Here is a 15,046-nt window from a genome sequence, read left to right as displayed (position 1 = left end):
TTCGTTAACGATAAATTTACATCACGTCCTCATTCAATAATTGGACGAGATGAAAAAAACTGTGCCCATAGGCCGGATCTCTACCCAACTGAGCCTATAAACCAACAACCGCCGTTTTGCAGGACACCAACATTATGAGCCAAACCACCAGTCCGACATTAAAAGGCCAGTGCATCGCCGAGTTCCTCGGCACGGCGCTGCTGATCTTCTTTGGCGTAGGCTGCGTTGCCGCACTGAAACTGGCGGGCGCCAGCTTCGGCCAGTGGGAAATCAGCATCATTTGGGGCCTCGGCGTCGCCATGGCCATCTATCTGACCGCCGCCATTTCCGGCGCGCATCTCAACCCGGCGGTCACCCTCGCCCTGTGGCTGTTCGCCTGCTTCGACGGGCGCAAAGTGGTGCCTTACATCATTGCGCAGATCGCCGGCGCCTTCTGCGCCGCCGCCCTGGTTTACGGGCTGTACTACAACCTGTTCTTCGACTTCGAAGCGGCGCACCACATGGTGCGCGGCAGCAACGAAAGCCTCGAACTGGCCGGCATCTTCTCGACTTACCCTAACGCGCACATCTCCGTCGGCCAGGCCTTCCTGGTAGAAATGGTGATCGCGGCAATCCTGATGTGCCTGATCCTGGCGCTGACCGACGACGGCAACGGCATTCCGCGCGGCCCGCTGGCACCGCTGCTGATCGGTATTCTGATTGCCGTGATCGGCGCCTCCATGGGACCATTGACCGGCTTTGCGTTGAACCCGGCGCGTGACTTCGGCCCGAAACTGTTCGCCTACCTGGCCGGCTGGGGCAAAGTCGCCTTCACCGGCGCACGCGACATCCCATACTTCCTGGTGCCGATCTTCGCTCCTATCGTCGGCTGTGGCCTGGGCGCTTTCGGTTACCGCGCGCTGATTGGCCGCCACCTGCCGTGCGACGTCTGCGTGACGGAAGAAGAGCCCGACGCCAAGACCCAGCAGCGCAAAGCGTGATGGGTGCAGTTTTACACGGTTAACAACAGCAGGATAATTACCATGACTGTAGAAAAAAAATACATTGTCGCACTCGACCAAGGGACCACCAGCTCACGCGCCGTCGTGCTCGATCACGACGCCAACATCGTTGCGGTATCGCAGCGCGAATTCCCGCAGATCTATCCAAAGGCCGGCTGGGTTGAGCACGACCCGATGGAAATCTGGGCGTCGCAAAGCTCGACGCTGGTAGAAGTGCTGGCGAAAGCCGACATCAATTCCGATCAGATCGCCGGCATCGGCATCACCAACCAGCGCGAAACCACCATCGTCTGGGAAAAAGAGACCGGCAAGCCTGTCTACAACGCCATCGTCTGGCAGTGCCGCCGCACCGCCGATATCTGTGAGAAGCTCAAGCGCGACGGCCTGGAAGAGTACATCCGTCACAACACCGGCCTGGTGGTTGACCCGTACTTCTCCGGCACCAAGGTGAAGTGGATCCTGGACAACGTCGAAGGCGCCCGCGAGCGCGCCAAACGCGGCGAACTGCTGTTCGGCACCGTCGATACCTGGCTGGTGTGGAAGATGACCCAGGGGCGCGTACACGTCACCGATTACACCAACGCCTCACGTACCATGATGTTCAACATCCACGAGCTGGACTGGGACGAGCGCATGCTGGAAGTGCTGGATATCCCGCGCGCCATGCTGCCGAAAGTCCGTCCTTCCTCCGAGGTGTACGGCCAGACCAACATCGGCGGTAAGGGCGGCACGCGTATTCCTATCGCCGGTATCGCCGGTGACCAGCAAGCGGCATTGTACGGCCAGCTGTGCGTTCAACCGGGCATGGCGAAGAACACCTACGGCACCGGCTGCTTCCTGCTGATGAACACCGGCAAAGAAGCGGTGCGTTCGAAAAACGGCCTGCTGACCACCATCGCCTGCGGCCCACGCGGCGAAGTGAACTATGCGCTGGAAGGCGCGGTGTTCATCGGCGGTGCGTCTATCCAGTGGCTGCGCGACGAGCTGAAACTGATCAGCGACGCCGCCGACTCCGAATATTTCGCCACCAAAGTGAAAGACAGCAACGGCGTCTACGTGGTGCCGGCCTTCACCGGCCTGGGCGCGCCCTACTGGGATCCGTATGCCCGCGGCGCCATCTTTGGCCTGACCCGCGGCGCCAACAGCAACCACATCATCCGCGCCACGCTGGAATCCATCGCCTTCCAGACTCGCGACGTGCTGGACGCCATGCAGGCCGACGCCAACACCCGCCTGCAATCGCTGCGCGTGGACGGCGGCGCGGTCGCCAACAACTTCCTGATGCAGTTCCAGTCCGATATCCTCGGCACCCGCGTAGAGCGCCCTGAAGTGCGTGAATCGACGGCGTTGGGCGCCGCGTTCCTGGCGGGCCTGGCCATCGGCTACTGGAACGATCTGGATGAGGTGAAGAGCAAAGCGGTGATTGAGCGTGAATTCCGCCCAAGCATCGAAACCACCGAACGCAACTACCGCTACAGCGGCTGGAAAAAAGCGGTGGCACGCGCGCAGGCGTGGGAAGATCACGACTAAACCCAGCCTTGCCGTTACCCCCCAAATTGCGCTGCCTGCGGGCGGCGCTTTTTTTTGCCCCGCCCCGCCGGCGCCGCGCTGTGATAGACTTTGCCGATATTTTCTTCCCTTTCTCACAGACAGGTTTGCCATGAAACGTGAATTAGCCATCGAATTTTCCCGCGTTACCGAAGCCGCTGCGCTGGCGGGCTACAAATGGCTGGGACGCGGCGACAAGAACGCCGCCGACGGTGCGGCGGTCCACGCCATGCGCATCATGCTCAACAAAGTGGACATCGATGGGCGCATCGTGATCGGCGAAGGCGAGATCGACGAAGCGCCGATGCTGTATATCGGCGAACAGGTCGGCAGCGGCCAGGGCGACGCGGTCGACATCGCTGTTGATCCGATCGAAGGCACCCGCATGACCGCCATGGGCCAATCCAACGCGCTGGCGGTCTTGGCGGTGGGCGATCGCGGCACCTTCCTGCACGCGCCGGACATGTACATGGAGAAGCTGGTGGTCGGCCCGGCGGCGCGCGGCGCCATCGATCTCAATCTGCCGCTGGCGGAGAACCTGCGGAACGTCGCCGCGCGGCTGAGCAAACCGCTGTCACAGCTGACGGTCATCGTGTTGGCCAAACCGCGCCACGACGGCGTCATCGCGCAGATGCAGCAGCTGGGCGTGCGGGTATTCGCCATTCCTGACGGCGACGTGGCGGCCTCCATTCTCACCTGCATGCCGGAAAGCGAGGTCGATGTGATGTACGGCATCGGCGGCGCGCCGGAAGGGGTGATCTCAGCCGCAGTGATCCGCGCGCTGGACGGCGACATGCAGGCGCGTTTGCTGCCGCGCCATAAGGTGAAAGGCGACAGCGCCGAAAACCGCCGCATCGGCGAACAGGAGCTGGCGCGCTGCCGGGAAATGGGTATCGAAGCCGGTCAGGCGCTGCGTCTGGATCAGATGGCGCGCAACGACAACGTGATCTTCTCCGCCACCGGCATCACCAAGGGCGATCTGCTGGAGGGCATCAGCCGCCAGGGCAACATGGCCACAACCGAAACCCTGCTGATCCGCGGCAAGTCGCGCACCATCCGCCGCATCCGTTCAACCCACTATCTGGATCGCAAAGACCCGGCGCTGCACGAGTTTCTGCTGTAACGAAACAGGGCGCCGAATGGCGCCCTGATGATTGATGGCAAACCTCATGCCCTTGCCGGGTTGGCAGAGAGCAGCGAATAGAAAACAAGGAAAATCAATTTATTGATTTTCGGCTAATAGCCACGAAGGGGAGAAAAACCACGCTTTTTCTCCCTTTTGTCAACGGTATGAGGGCGCCGAATGGCGCCCTGTCGTTATGCGGTGTGTCCCTGATGCTGCATCCGGTTGGACAGCGGCCACCAGCACAGCAGGATCAACAGCGCCATCGCGAACATCAGCAATCCGAGGCTGAACTGCCCGGTTTGCGGCAGCATGGCGGAAAGCCAGGTCGCCAGACCGGACCCCATGTTCTGCATACCGCCCACCAACGCGCCCGCCGCGCCGGCCAGGTAAGGGAACGGCTCCATCGCCCCGGTGGTCGCCAGCGGGAACAGCATGCCGGCGCCGAAGAAGAACAATGCAGCCGGCACGATCAGCGTCCAGATATTCATCACGCCGAACCAGCCCGGGATCCACATCATCGCTCCCGCCAATAGACAGCTCAGCACCGAATGCCACATCAGGGTGTGGAAGGTTTTGCCGTCGCGCCCGGCGTACCAGGCACCGAAAAACGCCGCCGGGATCGGCAGAATGAACAGGATGCTGACGGTCAGGCCGCTCAGCCCCAACACGCCACCCATCAACACGCCGCAGCTGGCTTCAAATACCGCAATCCCCGCCAGCGCGCCGATCAGCATCACCAGATAGCAACTGAAGGTGCTGTCGCTCAGCAGCTGGCGGAAACTGGCCAGCATGCGGCGTTTTTCAGTTTGCACCGGGCGGGTTTCCGGCAACCATCGGAACATCGCGAAGGCGACGCAGGCGCACAGCGCCAGCAGGAAGGCGTAACAGGCGCGCCAGCCGAACACCATTGCCAGCGCGCCGCCGATCACCGGCGCCAGCAGCGGACTGACCAAAATCCCCATGTTCAGCAGGCTGTTGGCATAGCGCAGCGCGGTGCCGGCATACAGATCGCGCGGCATGGTGCGCGCCATCACGCCCGCCACGCCGGTGCCCATCCCCTGGATGGCGCTGGCGGCGACCAGCATCGTCAGGTTGGTGGACAGCAACGCGCCCAGCGCGCCAACCAGGAAGATCATCATACCCGTCAGGATCACCGGACGACGCCCAATACGATCCGATATTGGCCCGTAAATCAGCTGGGAGAAACCGTAGGTTAGCAGATACGCCGCCATCACCCGTTGCACGGCGCCGGTACGAACCGACAGATCGTGGGCGATATCAGCAATCACGGGAACATAAATGGTTTGCGCCATCTGGCCGACGGCAACCAACAGGATAAGCATCACCAGCAGGTGAAAATTCTCTAGTTTTCTCATTATCTTCGTTAACGTTTCAACTCGTCACAGCGTCCCGGTATGGCCGTTGCAGCAGCCAGAACGGCGAGCAGCCCTCTATGGCGGCATAAACTAATCAAATCTGATTTTTTTAGCGAGTTTCAGGCAGATATTGATCCAGGTCACACTGGCAGCAAACCCGACCAGGCTCGTAAATTAAACTGTACGTCTAACGCTTTGGAGTTAAAAATAGCGCCCTTGCAGTAGCCGGGCTTTAGCATTTAATCGATAATTATTTTCATCAACTTGAAATAAAATAACACCATAGGGATTTGGTTCATGAAAACACCTGAGCTGATTTTATTGCAGTTAAAGGCTCTCGGCCCGCACTCGGCCAAAATGCTGGCGGAGCGTCTGGACATCACGCCGATGGGCATCCGACAACATCTGCAATCCCTGGAAAAACGTGAGTTGGTTTGTTACGAAGAAGCGCGCAGCAAGGTCGGCCGCCCGACGCGCTACTGGTCGCTGACCGAACGGGGGCACGCCTATGTGGCCGCCGATCAGGAGCGGCTGCGGGCATCCGCGCTGCAGCTGTTTGGCGGCGCCGGCGTGGAACCGTTGCTCAGCGCGCGCGAAGAGCAGCTTTATCTGCGTTACACCGAAGAGCTGTCCGCCGAACGCAGCCATCAGGACCGGTTAACCCGCCTAGTGCGTCTGCGGCAACACGACGGTTACATGGCAGAATTGCTCGACCATCCGCACGGTGCGCTACTGGTGGAAAACCACTGTCCGATCGGCGTGGCCGGTTCCAACTGCAGCAGCCTGTGCAATTCCGAACTGCAGCTGTTTCATCGCCTGTTCGGCAACAACTACCGGGTAGAGCGCACCGCGCACGCCATTTCCGGCTCACGACATTGTGCTTATTTGATTCGACCACGGGAGCTTTAGAGTATGGCTGAATGGGTAAACGGCAAAGTTACGCAGGTAAAACAATGGACCGACGGGCTGTTCAGCCTGGTGGTCAATGCCCCCATCGATCCTTTCACCGCCGGGCAATTCGCCAAACTGGCGCTGGAGATCGACGGCGAACGGGTGCAACGCGCCTACTCCTACGTCAATGCCCCCGACGACGCCAACCTGGAGTTCTATCTGGTGACGGTGCCGGAAGGCAAACTGAGCCCGCGCCTCAATCAGCTACGGCCGGGGTCGGATGTAATGGTGACCAAAGAAGCGGCCGGCTTCTTCGTGCTGGACGAAGTGCCCGATTGCGACACGCTGTGGATGCTGGCGACCGGCACCGCCATCGGCCCCTATTTATCGATTCTGCAGCAGGGCATCGGACTGGAGCGCTTTAACAACCTGGTGCTGGTGCACGCCGCGCGTTTCGCGCGCGACCTGAGCTACCTGCCGCTGATGCAGCAACTGCAGCAACGCTACAACGGCAAGCTGCGCATCCAGACCGTCGTCAGCCGCGAAGAAACGCCCGGCTCACTGACCGGCCGCGTGCCGGCGCTGATCGAGGACGGCCGGCTGGAAGCGGCGACCGGCTTGACCATCGACGCCGAAACCAGCCACGTGATGCTGTGCGGCAACCCGCAAATGGTGCGGGACACCCAGCAAACGCTGAAAGACCACCGCCAAATGCGCAAACACCTGCGCCGCAAACCGGGCCACATCACCAGCGAGCACTACTGGTAACCCGGCGAGGGTCAGCGGAACTTCACCGGTTCGGCTTCCGGGCCGAACCGATTGCTCCCCGGCGTGCCGACGAAGGCACCCAGATCGATCATCATCATCACGATAATCAGCGTCGGAATGAAACGTCCGACGCCCCATTGCCAGATCGGCGCCAGCATCTGCCAGTTCCCTGCCGCCAGCATCCACGCCAGGATCAGCAGCAGCGCCCACCAGCCGGCCTTGTTGCGATCGTGCAGGCGTTTGACCAGCACCGCCGCCGTCGGCCACAGCAGCGCCACGATAAAGAAGGCGATGGATTGGATGGCGATCAGCTGATAATTGGCCAGCGTAAACGCCGCCGCCATCAGCACCAACCACAGCCCCATCCAGATCCAGAAGTCGCGCCGCCCGATGCGACCCTTAAAAGAAAAACACCACTGTTGTAACGTCATCGATTCCTGCGCTCTAAGCCTGCCCATATTCTGCGCCGCAGTGTAACATAGGCGCTGCCGGGCCGAGTTTTCCGCCTCGCATAACGCGGTGCGCCGCACAGCTTTCTCGTCAGCGAACCGATAATGGCGTGGGATCTTTGACAAGGCCCGCGAGTTATCGCTTTAATCGGAGCCATCTTTGTCCTTGATGCCATACGCCATGCTGAGAAAAACCCTCGTCATCGCCTGCCTGTTGCAGGCCGCCGCCAGCGCCTGGGCCGATCCGCCGCCCGCCGATGCAGCACCCGCCGCACCTTACCTGCTGGCCGGGGCGCCGACGTTCGATCTGACGGTGGTCAAATTCCGCGAAAAATACAATCGCGACAACCCGAAGCTGCCGATTGGCGAATTCCGCGCCATTCCGGCCACCGAAGACGATTCGCCGCTGCTGACGCGCGCCGCCAGCAAACTCAACGAAAACCTGTATGCCTCCACCGCGCTGGAGAAAGGCACCGGTAAAATCAAAACGTTGCAGATCACTCATCTGCCGCTGCAGCAGGCCAATGAAGAAAAAGCCGCGCGCGCCATCGCCATCAGCTACATGGCGGCGCTGATGCGCCAGTTCGAACCGGCGTTGACGGTGGAGCAGAGCCAGAACAAGGTGAACAGCCTGCTGGAAAAAGGCAAAGGATCGCGCTTTTACCAACAGCAGGTCGGCGCCATTCGCTATGTCGTCTCAGACAACGGCGATAAAGGCGTAACCTTCGCGGTTGAACCGATTAAGCTAGCGCTTTCCGAGCCGTAACGGCGCGGCATTTAATGACGAAAAGCAAAGCCTTCGCGCTTAATGATCTCTATACTGTTGGGCAGGTAAACTGCCGGTCCGGCAGTTGTCATTTCGACTCTCGCGTTCCCTAGTTGGAGGAAAAAACATGCGTCATCCATTAGTTATGGGTAACTGGAAGCTTAACGGCAGCACTCACATGGTCAACGAACTGATCGCCGGTCTGCGCAATGAGCTGAGCAGCGTTGACGGCTGTGGCGTCGCCATCGCCCCGCCGGTGATGTATCTGGATCAGGCCAAGCACGCGCTGGCCGGCAGCCGCATCGCGCTGGGCGCGCAGAACGTGGACGTTAACCTGTCCGGCGCCTTCACCGGTGAAGTTTCCGCCAACATGCTGAAAGACGTCGGTGCCCAGTACATCATCATCGGCCACTCCGAGCGTCGTACCTACCACAAAGAAAGCGACGAAGTGATCGCCGAGAAATTCGCCGTGCTGAAAGAAGCCGGCCTGATCCCGGTACTGTGCATCGGTGAAACCGAAGCGGAAAACGCCGCGGGCAAAACTGAAGAAGTGTGCGCGCGCCAGATCGACGCCGTGCTGAAAACCCTGGGCGCACCGGCGATGAAAGGCACCGTGATCGCCTATGAGCCGGTCTGGGCCATCGGTACCGGCAAATCCGCGACCCCTGCACAGGCACAGGCCGTGCACAAATTTATCCGCGATCACATCGCCAAACACGATGCCGCGGTTGCCGCTGAAATCATCATCCAGTACGGCGGTTCGGTGAACGACAAGAACGCCGCAGAGCTGTTCTCCCAGCCGGACATCGACGGCGCGCTGGTGGGCGGCGCCTCGCTGAAAGCCGACGCTTTCGCCGTGATCGTCAAAGCCGCTGCCGCAGCAAAAAAAGCCTGATTGCCCTAGGCTTGCCATAAAAAAACCCCGGCTTGCCGGGGTTTTTTATTGCCGCTCAAACGGCATCAGCGTTTGCTTATTTCGTCGAACACGCCGCCGGTAGCGAAGTGCACCTTCTGCGCTTCGGTCCAGCCGCCGAAAGTGTCATCCACGGTGAACAACTTCAGCTGCGGGAACTGCCCGGCGAACTTGGCCGCCACCGCCGCATCGCGCGGGCGATAATAGTTCTGCGCCGCAATAGTCTGCCCTTCCGGTGAATACAGATACTTCAGGTAGGCGGTCGCCACGTCGCGGGTACCACGTTTATCGACGACCTTATCCACCACCGACACCGTCGGTTCGGCCAGGATCGATTCGCTCGGCGTAATAATCTCGAACTTGTCTTTGCCCAGCTCTTTCTCCGCCAGCAACGCTTCGTTTTCCCAAGCGATCAGCACGTCGCCGATGCCGCGCTCAACGAAGGTGTTGGTCGAGCCGCGCGCGCCGGAATCCAGCACTTCGACGTTCTTGTACAGGTTTTTGACGAAGTCCTGCGCCTTGGCCTTATCGTTGTTGTTGTGGTGCAACGCGTAGCCCCAGGCGGCCAGGTAGTTCCAGCGGGCGCCACCGGAGGTTTTCGGATTCGGGGTGATCACCGACACGCCCGGCTTAATCAAGTCAGGCCAGTCATGAATTTGCTTCGGGTTGCCTTTGCGCACCAGGAAGACGATGGTCGACGTGTAAGGCGCCGAGTTGTCCGGCAAGCGTTTGATCCAGTCTTTCTCAATGCGCCCGCGTTCGGCGATGGCGTCAACGTCATAGGCCAGCGCCAGCGTCACCACGTCGGCCTCGATGCCGTTGATCACCGAGGTCGCCTGTTTGCCGGAACCGCCGTGCGACTGTCGTACCGTCACCTTGTCGCCGGTTTCCGCCTGATAGTGCTTGCTGAATGCCGTGTTGTAAGCCTGATAGAACTCACGCGTCGGATCGTATGACACGTTCAGCAACTGAATATCCTTCGCCATGGCGCCGGACGCCAACAGCACCAATGTCAGACCTACACCCCATTTACGCATCGACAGGCTCTCCCAGAAAATTAACGCAACCTCAATCGGTTGATTTAGCATCAGAGCCTGCCAGAAACTTTCCCGGCAATTAAAGAATAAAAAATTTTGGGATAGATGATTCTGGAATATGTCGCCGACAAGCATAAAAAAGCCCCCGCAAGCGGAGGCTTTCGGCGCGCGGAGAGCGGCGAATCAGTACAGCTTTTTCGCCGTTTCCAGCCAGTCGCCCTTGAACGGACGCTTCATGTTTTCGATCGCGTCGATGATGTCGTGATGCACCATTTTTTCGTTCTGGATACCGACGCAGCGGCCGCCGTAACCCTGCAGCAGCAGTTCGATGGCGTAGGCGCCCATGCGCGAGGCCAGGATGCGGTCGTAGGCGACCGGTGAACCACCGCGTTGAATGTGGCCCAGCACGGTGGCGCGGGTTTCACGCTTGGTTTCCTGCTCGATGTGGCGCGCCAGCTCATCGATGTCGCAGATGTGCTCGGTGATCGCCACGATGGCGTGTTTTTTACCCTTGGCGATACCGGCCTTGATTTCGCACACCAGATCTTCGCGATTGAATTCGATTTCAGGCAGCACGATGAATTCGCAACCGCCGGCAATCGCCGCCGCCAGCGTCAGATCGCCGCAGTAACGGCCCATCACTTCCACGATGGAGATACGCTGGTGCGACGAGGAGGTATCGCGCAGGCGGTCGATCGCTTCCACCACGGTTTCCAGCGCGGTGAAGTAACCGATAGTGTAGTCGGTACCGGCGACATCGTTATCGATGGTGCCTGGCAGGCCGATGCACGGGAAGCCTTCTTCCGTCAGGCGTTTGGCGCCCATGTAGGAACCGTCGCCGCCGATCACCACCAGCGCGTCGATGCCGCGATTCTTCAGGTTTTCAATCGCCTTGGCGCGCACGTTTTCATCCCTGAACTCCGGGAAGCGGGCCGAGCCGAGGAAGGTGCCGCCGCGGTTGATCATGTCGGACACGCTATAGCGGTCCAGCTGCTCCATGCGATCTTCGTACAAGCCAAGGTAGCCATCGTAAATACCAAAAACTTCCAGACCTTCTGAAAGCGCAGAACGCACAACGCCGCGGATTGCAGCGTTCATACCCGGCGAATCACCGCCGCTCGTCAGTACACCGATTTTCTTGATCATGACTACCTCTGAACTGTGTAGATGCAATTTCTTAAGAATTCTGTCTCCGCCGATCGTCTTGAAACCTCTCCGGCTGCAGAAAACCAGCTTTACGGCTTATTGCTGGATATTATATCAAAAACACCCAGCTGAATTGATTCAAGTCACGCAATATAACGGTAAAAACACCGCATGGCACGCTGAGCTAACTCAGATATTCATGATAATACTTCGCGCTATGCCTCTATCTGATTATAGCTCCCAATGCCCCTGCCTACCCGGCGGCACCACGGAGCACGGATCCAGGTGAATGATGACGTCCGCCCCCGCAAAACGGTGTCGCAACGCCTGTTCCACCTGATCGGCCAACCGATGCGCCTCACGCAGCGGCAGCGTGTCTTCCATCTCCAGATGCAGCTGGATGAAACGCGTCGGCCCCGACTGACGCGTGCGCAGATCGTGCGCGCCTTTCACCCCGGGCCAGGAGGAAACCACCTCGATAATCGCCTGGCGTTCGTCATCCGGCAACGCCCGATCCAGTAGCGACTGCACCGCTTCGTAGCCCATGCGCAGCGCGCTATAGAGGATGTATACGCCGATGCCCAGCGCGAACAGCGCATCTGCCCGGTGGAAGCCGTACCAGCTTAGCCCAAGAGCGATAAGAATAGCACCATTCATCATGACATCTGACTGATAATGCAGCATATCTGCGCGCACCGCCTGGCTACGGGTTTTTCTGACCACCCAACGTTGATAGGTGACCAGAATCAGGGTGCTGATTAACGCGATCACCGTCACGACGACCCCAACGCCAGGATCGCGCAGCGTTTGCGGCGCATACAGGTGCTGGAAGCCGGTGAGGAACAGAAACAGGGCGGAGCCGGAAATAAACATGCTTTGCGCCAGCGCCGCCAGCGACTCCGCTTTGCCGTGGCCGAAGGCGTGCTCAGCATCGGCCGGCTGCAGCGAATAGCGCACCACCAGAAGGTTGGTCAGCGAGGCGGCGATATCGACCAACGAATCCACCAGCGCCGCCAACAGGCTGACCGAACCGGTGTGGTACCAGGCGACGATTTTGATCAACAGCAGCGACGACGCCAACGCAGTTGCGGCCAACGCAGCGGACTTTACCAGGCGAGCATAACGCTGTTCCATTAAGGGATCCCGGTCAAAAGGTGTGGCGCTCAATATAGCGAAATGTCGGATAAAAAAAACCCCGCCATCATGGCGGGGAAGACAGGGATGGTGTCTATGGCAAGGAAAAACAGGGGACTACTCAGTCGTACTTCACTTCTGGGCAGAAGCTTGCTGCAAACCAGAAATTTGTTGCTCCATCTGCTGCATACGCTGCTGATGTTTCTGGTCTAAAACACTTTTTTGCTCTGGCGTCAGCAGGTTATACATTTGGTTGCGCACCCGGGCCATTTCGACCTGGCGCTTGACCTGCTGTTGGGCCATCTTCTCCGCCTGGGCGTACACGGCGGCTTCGTCAAATTTCTCTGCGGTCACCAGTTTATGCATGGCTTCCATTTCAGCTACATTGACACCAGGCAGATCGTGCCGGGCCTGGCGCATCAAATCGCGCATTTGCTGGCGCTGCTGTTCGCTGAGGCTGACACCGTCGAACATATGGTGCTGGCCGGGTATTCGGGTCATCGCGTCGTTGCCGGGAGGTTGGGCTGTGTCCGGTATAGTGTCGGCAGCGAAGGCAGCGGTCGAACCAATTGCCAGCAGTGATGCCATAACTAATGCGGTCACCTTACGCATTTCAACTCCTCAAGCTTTCTCACTTTGCGAATCAACGAGGAGCAGTGTACCGCTACACCTGAAAACCTGCGTCAGTGCATGTAAAACTACGTAAAGTCATGGAATGGCAACAGTTGATGACGTATTTTGCGTCTGGAGGTAAATCATAATGAACAAGATTCTGTTAGTTGACGACGACCGCGAGTTGACCTCGCTGTTAAAAGAACTGCTTGAAATGGAAGGTTTTAATATCGTCGTCGCGCACGATGGCGAGCAGGCGTTGTCGCTGCTGGACAGCTCCATCGATCTGCTGCTGCTCGACATCATGATGCCGAAGAAAAACGGCATCGATACGCTGAAAGAACTGCGCCAACATCACCAGACACCGGTCATCATGCTGACCGCGCGCGGCAGCGAACTGGACCGCGTGCTGGGCCTGGAGCTGGGCGCCGATGATTACCTGCCGAAACCCTTCAACGATCGCGAGCTAGTCGCGCGTATTCGCGCCATTCTGCGCCGTTCCAACTGGAGCGAACAGCAGCAGCAGGTCGACAGCGGCGCCCCGACGCTGGATGTCGATGGCCTGCAGCTGAACCCCGGCCGCCAGGAGGCCAGCTTCGACGGCCAGGTGCTGGATCTGACCGGCACCGAGTTCACCCTGCTGTATCTGCTGGCGCAGCACCTCGGGCAGGTGGTATCGCGCGAACTGCTGAGCCAGGAAGTGCTGGGCAAACGCCTGACTCCGTTCGATCGCGCTATCGACATGCACATCTCCAACCTGCGGCGTAAGCTGCCGGATCGCAAAGACGGGCATCCGTGGTTCAAAACCCTGCGCGGGCGTGGTTATTTGATGGTATCTGCAACATGATCAACAGTTTGACGGCACGCATCTTCGCCATTTTCTGGTTTACGTTAGCCCTGGTGCTAATGCTGGTGCTGATGGTGCCCAAGCTCGACTCCCGCCAAATGACCTCGCTGCTCGACAGCGAGCAGCGGCAGGGGTTGATGCTGGAACAGCACGTCGAGGCCGAGTTGCAAAACGATCCGGCCAACGATCTGATGTGGTGGCGCCGCCTGTTCCGCGCCATCGACAAATGGGCGCCGCCGGGCCAACGCCTGTTGCTGGTCACCAGCGAAGGCCGGGTGATCGGCGCGCAGCGCAACGAAATGCAGATCGTCCGCAACTTCATCGGCCAATCCGATAATTCGGATCATCCCAAGAAGAAAAAGTACGGCCGCGTCGAGCTGGTCGGGCCGTTCGCGGTGCGCGACGGCGAAGACAACTACCAGCTGTACCTGATCCGTCCCGCCAACAGCCCGCAATCCGATTTCATCAACCTGATGTTCGACCGGCCGCTGCTGCTGCTGATCGTCACCATGCTGATCAGCGCCCCGCTGCTGCTGTGGCTGGCCTGGAGCCTGGCGAAACCAGCACGCAAGCTGAAGAACGCCGCCGATGACGTGGCGCGCGGCAACCTGAAGCAGCATCCGGAACTGGAGGCCGGCCCGCAGGAGTTCCTGGCCACCGGCGCCAGCTTCAACCAGATGGTCAGCGCGCTGGAACGCATGATGAACGCCCAGCAACGGCTGATCTCGGACATCTCGCACGAGCTACGCACGCCGCTGACGCGCCTGCAGCTGGCCACCGCGCTGATGCGCCGCCGCCACGGCGAAGGGCACGAACTGGCGCGCATCGAAACCGAAGCGCAGCGGCTGGATTCGATGATCAACGATCTGCTGGCGCTGTCGCGCGGGCAGCAAAAGGGCGAGCTGGCGCGCGAGCAGTTGAAGGCCAACGAACTGTGGGCCGACGTGCTGGACAACGCCCGTTTCGAAGCGGAACAGATGGGCAAGCAGTTGGAGATCGCTGCGCCGCCAGGTCCGTGGACGCTGTTCGGCAACGCGAGCGCGCTGGACAGCGCGTTGGAAAACATCGTGCGCAACGCCCTGCGGTATTCACACACCCGCATTGCCGTGGCGTTCAGCGCCGACAATCAGGGCGTGACCATCCAGGTTGACGACGACGGCCCCGGCGTCAGCGCCGAAGACCGCGAGCAGATCTTCCGTCCGTTCTACCGCACCGATGAAGCGCGCGACCGTGAGTCCGGCGGCACCGGCCTCGGCCTGGCGATCGTCGAGGCGGCGGTCAACCAGCATCGCGGCTGGGTGAAGGCCGAAGACAGCCCGCTTGGCGGCCTGCGGCTGGTGCTGTGGCTGCCGCTGCATCATCAACGCCTATCGTCTAAGACAGAACAGTAAGAGTTTGCTATCCTGCGCCCCTCGTTCACGAGGGGCCTGCA

15 protein-coding genes are annotated in these 15,046 nt (G+C 59.8%); 9 read left to right on the top strand and 6 right to left on the bottom strand.

What is annotated here, in order from left to right; translation table 11 throughout:
• The first annotated feature begins 134 nt into the window (after positions 1 to 134).
• The 3 genes from ACJ8HA_RS22285 to glpX all read left to right on the top strand — a co-directional run bounded on the left by ACJ8HA_RS22285 (position 135) and on the right by glpX (position 3,672).
• Entirely contained in the window at positions 135 to 980 is an 846-nt protein-coding gene (locus ACJ8HA_RS22285; RefSeq protein WP_004931095.1) for an MIP/aquaporin family protein, read from the top strand.
• A gap of 42 nt (positions 981 to 1,022) precedes the next feature.
• Complete coding sequence (gene glpK / locus ACJ8HA_RS22280; RefSeq protein WP_025304664.1) at positions 1,023 to 2,531, top strand: glycerol kinase GlpK; 1,509 nt, start codon at positions 1,023 to 1,025, stop codon at positions 2,529 to 2,531.
• 130 nt (positions 2,532 to 2,661) lie between these two features.
• Positions 2,662 to 3,672 carry a class II fructose-bisphosphatase gene (gene glpX / locus ACJ8HA_RS22275; protein ID WP_025304665.1) on the top strand — a complete coding sequence of 337 codons (1,011 nt, stop codon included), beginning with the start codon at positions 2,662 to 2,664 and terminating at the stop codon, positions 3,670 to 3,672.
• Positions 3,673 to 3,866: 194 nt separating this feature from the next.
• On the opposite strand, the gene emrD is transcribed toward glpX, so the two are convergent.
• Positions 3,867 to 5,051, bottom strand: a complete 1,185-nt coding sequence (gene emrD / locus ACJ8HA_RS22270) for a multidrug efflux MFS transporter EmrD (protein WP_025304666.1) — start codon at positions 5,049 to 5,051, stop codon at positions 3,867 to 3,869.
• A gap of 297 nt (positions 5,052 to 5,348) precedes the next feature.
• Here emrD and ACJ8HA_RS22265 point away from each other — a divergent pair, with 297 nt between their 5' ends.
• Complete coding sequence (locus ACJ8HA_RS22265; protein WP_043140982.1) at positions 5,349 to 5,960, top strand: helix-turn-helix transcriptional regulator; 612 nt, start codon at positions 5,349 to 5,351, stop codon at positions 5,958 to 5,960.
• A gap of 3 nt (positions 5,961 to 5,963) precedes the next feature.
• On the top strand, positions 5,964 to 6,710 hold the full coding sequence (gene fpr / locus ACJ8HA_RS22260) for a ferredoxin--NADP(+) reductase (RefSeq protein ID WP_043140987.1): 747 nt from the start codon (positions 5,964 to 5,966) through the stop codon (positions 6,708 to 6,710).
• 11 nt (positions 6,711 to 6,721) lie between these two features.
• Here the strand turns inward: fpr and ACJ8HA_RS22255 are convergent, their stop codons facing one another.
• Positions 6,722 to 7,141, bottom strand: coding sequence for a DUF805 domain-containing protein (locus tag ACJ8HA_RS22255; RefSeq protein ID WP_043140990.1), 420 nt, complete (start codon positions 7,139 to 7,141; stop codon positions 6,722 to 6,724).
• Between the two features lie 199 nt (positions 7,142 to 7,340).
• Between ACJ8HA_RS22255 and ACJ8HA_RS22250 the strand changes: the two genes are divergently transcribed.
• Both ACJ8HA_RS22250 and tpiA read left to right on the top strand, forming a co-directional pair.
• Positions 7,341 to 7,925 carry a DUF1454 family protein gene (locus ACJ8HA_RS22250; protein ID WP_060435280.1) on the top strand — a complete coding sequence of 195 codons (585 nt, stop codon included), beginning with the start codon at positions 7,341 to 7,343 and terminating at the stop codon, positions 7,923 to 7,925.
• 127 nt (positions 7,926 to 8,052) lie between these two features.
• On the top strand, positions 8,053 to 8,820 hold the full coding sequence (gene tpiA, locus ACJ8HA_RS22245; protein ID WP_004931113.1) for a triose-phosphate isomerase: 768 nt from the start codon (positions 8,053 to 8,055) through the stop codon (positions 8,818 to 8,820).
• A gap of 65 nt (positions 8,821 to 8,885) precedes the next feature.
• Here the strand turns inward: tpiA and ACJ8HA_RS22240 are convergent, their stop codons facing one another.
• The 4 genes from ACJ8HA_RS22240 to cpxP form a co-directional block, all read right to left on the bottom strand.
• Positions 8,886 to 9,875: a sulfate ABC transporter substrate-binding protein gene (locus ACJ8HA_RS22240; RefSeq protein WP_043140999.1), complete on the bottom strand. Its 990-nt coding sequence runs from the start codon at positions 9,873 to 9,875 to the stop codon at positions 8,886 to 8,888.
• A gap of 183 nt (positions 9,876 to 10,058) precedes the next feature.
• A complete protein-coding gene (gene pfkA, locus ACJ8HA_RS22235) occupies positions 10,059 to 11,021 on the bottom strand; it encodes a 6-phosphofructokinase (RefSeq protein WP_004931116.1) in 963 nt (320 codons plus the stop codon).
• Between the two features lie 231 nt (positions 11,022 to 11,252).
• Positions 11,253 to 12,155: a CDF family cation-efflux transporter FieF gene (fieF, locus tag ACJ8HA_RS22230; protein ID WP_141999164.1), complete on the bottom strand. Its 903-nt coding sequence runs from the start codon at positions 12,153 to 12,155 to the stop codon at positions 11,253 to 11,255.
• Between the two features lie 132 nt (positions 12,156 to 12,287).
• Complete coding sequence (gene cpxP, locus ACJ8HA_RS22225; RefSeq protein WP_004931122.1) at positions 12,288 to 12,767, bottom strand: cell-envelope stress modulator CpxP; 480 nt, start codon at positions 12,765 to 12,767, stop codon at positions 12,288 to 12,290.
• A gap of 148 nt (positions 12,768 to 12,915) precedes the next feature.
• Here cpxP and cpxR point away from each other — a divergent pair, with 148 nt between their 5' ends.
• Entirely contained in the window at positions 12,916 to 13,614 is a 699-nt protein-coding gene (gene cpxR / locus ACJ8HA_RS22220) for an envelope stress response regulator transcription factor CpxR (protein ID WP_025304671.1), read from the top strand.
• Positions 13,611 to 15,005: an envelope stress sensor histidine kinase CpxA gene (cpxA, locus tag ACJ8HA_RS22215; RefSeq protein ID WP_015379421.1), complete on the top strand. Its 1,395-nt coding sequence runs from the start codon at positions 13,611 to 13,613 to the stop codon at positions 15,003 to 15,005. The genes cpxR and cpxA overlap by 4 nt, the downstream gene beginning before the upstream one ends.
• Positions 15,006 to 15,046 lie beyond the last annotated feature (41 nt).

This window comes from Serratia sp. CY33802, assembly GCF_052169095.1.
GTDB lineage: Bacteria > Pseudomonadota > Gammaproteobacteria > Enterobacterales > Enterobacteriaceae > Serratia > Serratia bockelmannii.
Note: the sequence above shows the minus strand (reverse complement) of the source record. Positions and strands in the feature narration are given on the sequence as shown.

Bases quoted from the DNA above. Each gene is read 5' to 3' on its own strand.
- ACJ8HA_RS22285 (WP_004931095.1), top strand. From the start codon at position 135: ATGAGCCAAACCACCAGTCCGACATTAAAAGGCCAGTGCATCGCCGAG.
- glpK (WP_025304664.1), top strand. From the start codon at position 1,023: ATGACTGTAGAAAAAAAATACATTGTCGCACTCGACCAAGGGACCACC.
- glpX (WP_025304665.1), top strand. From the start codon at position 2,662: ATGAAACGTGAATTAGCCATCGAATTTTCCCGCGTTACCGAAGCCGCT.
- emrD (WP_025304666.1), bottom strand. From the start codon at position 5,051: ATGAGAAAACTAGAGAATTTTCACCTGCTGGTGATGCTTATCCTGTTG.
- ACJ8HA_RS22265 (WP_043140982.1), top strand. From the start codon at position 5,349: ATGAAAACACCTGAGCTGATTTTATTGCAGTTAAAGGCTCTCGGCCCG.
- fpr (WP_043140987.1), top strand. From the start codon at position 5,964: ATGGCTGAATGGGTAAACGGCAAAGTTACGCAGGTAAAACAATGGACC.
- ACJ8HA_RS22255 (WP_043140990.1), bottom strand. From the start codon at position 7,141: ATGACGTTACAACAGTGGTGTTTTTCTTTTAAGGGTCGCATCGGGCGG.
- ACJ8HA_RS22250 (WP_060435280.1), top strand. From the start codon at position 7,341: ATGCTGAGAAAAACCCTCGTCATCGCCTGCCTGTTGCAGGCCGCCGCC.
- tpiA (WP_004931113.1), top strand. From the start codon at position 8,053: ATGCGTCATCCATTAGTTATGGGTAACTGGAAGCTTAACGGCAGCACT.
- ACJ8HA_RS22240 (WP_043140999.1), bottom strand. From the start codon at position 9,875: ATGCGTAAATGGGGTGTAGGTCTGACATTGGTGCTGTTGGCGTCCGGC.
- pfkA (WP_004931116.1), bottom strand. From the start codon at position 11,021: ATGATCAAGAAAATCGGTGTACTGACGAGCGGCGGTGATTCGCCGGGT.
- fieF (WP_141999164.1), bottom strand. From the start codon at position 12,155: ATGGAACAGCGTTATGCTCGCCTGGTAAAGTCCGCTGCGTTGGCCGCA.
- cpxP (WP_004931122.1), bottom strand. From the start codon at position 12,767: ATGCGTAAGGTGACCGCATTAGTTATGGCATCACTGCTGGCAATTGGT.
- cpxR (WP_025304671.1), top strand. From the start codon at position 12,916: ATGAACAAGATTCTGTTAGTTGACGACGACCGCGAGTTGACCTCGCTG.
- cpxA (WP_015379421.1), top strand. From the start codon at position 13,611: ATGATCAACAGTTTGACGGCACGCATCTTCGCCATTTTCTGGTTTACG.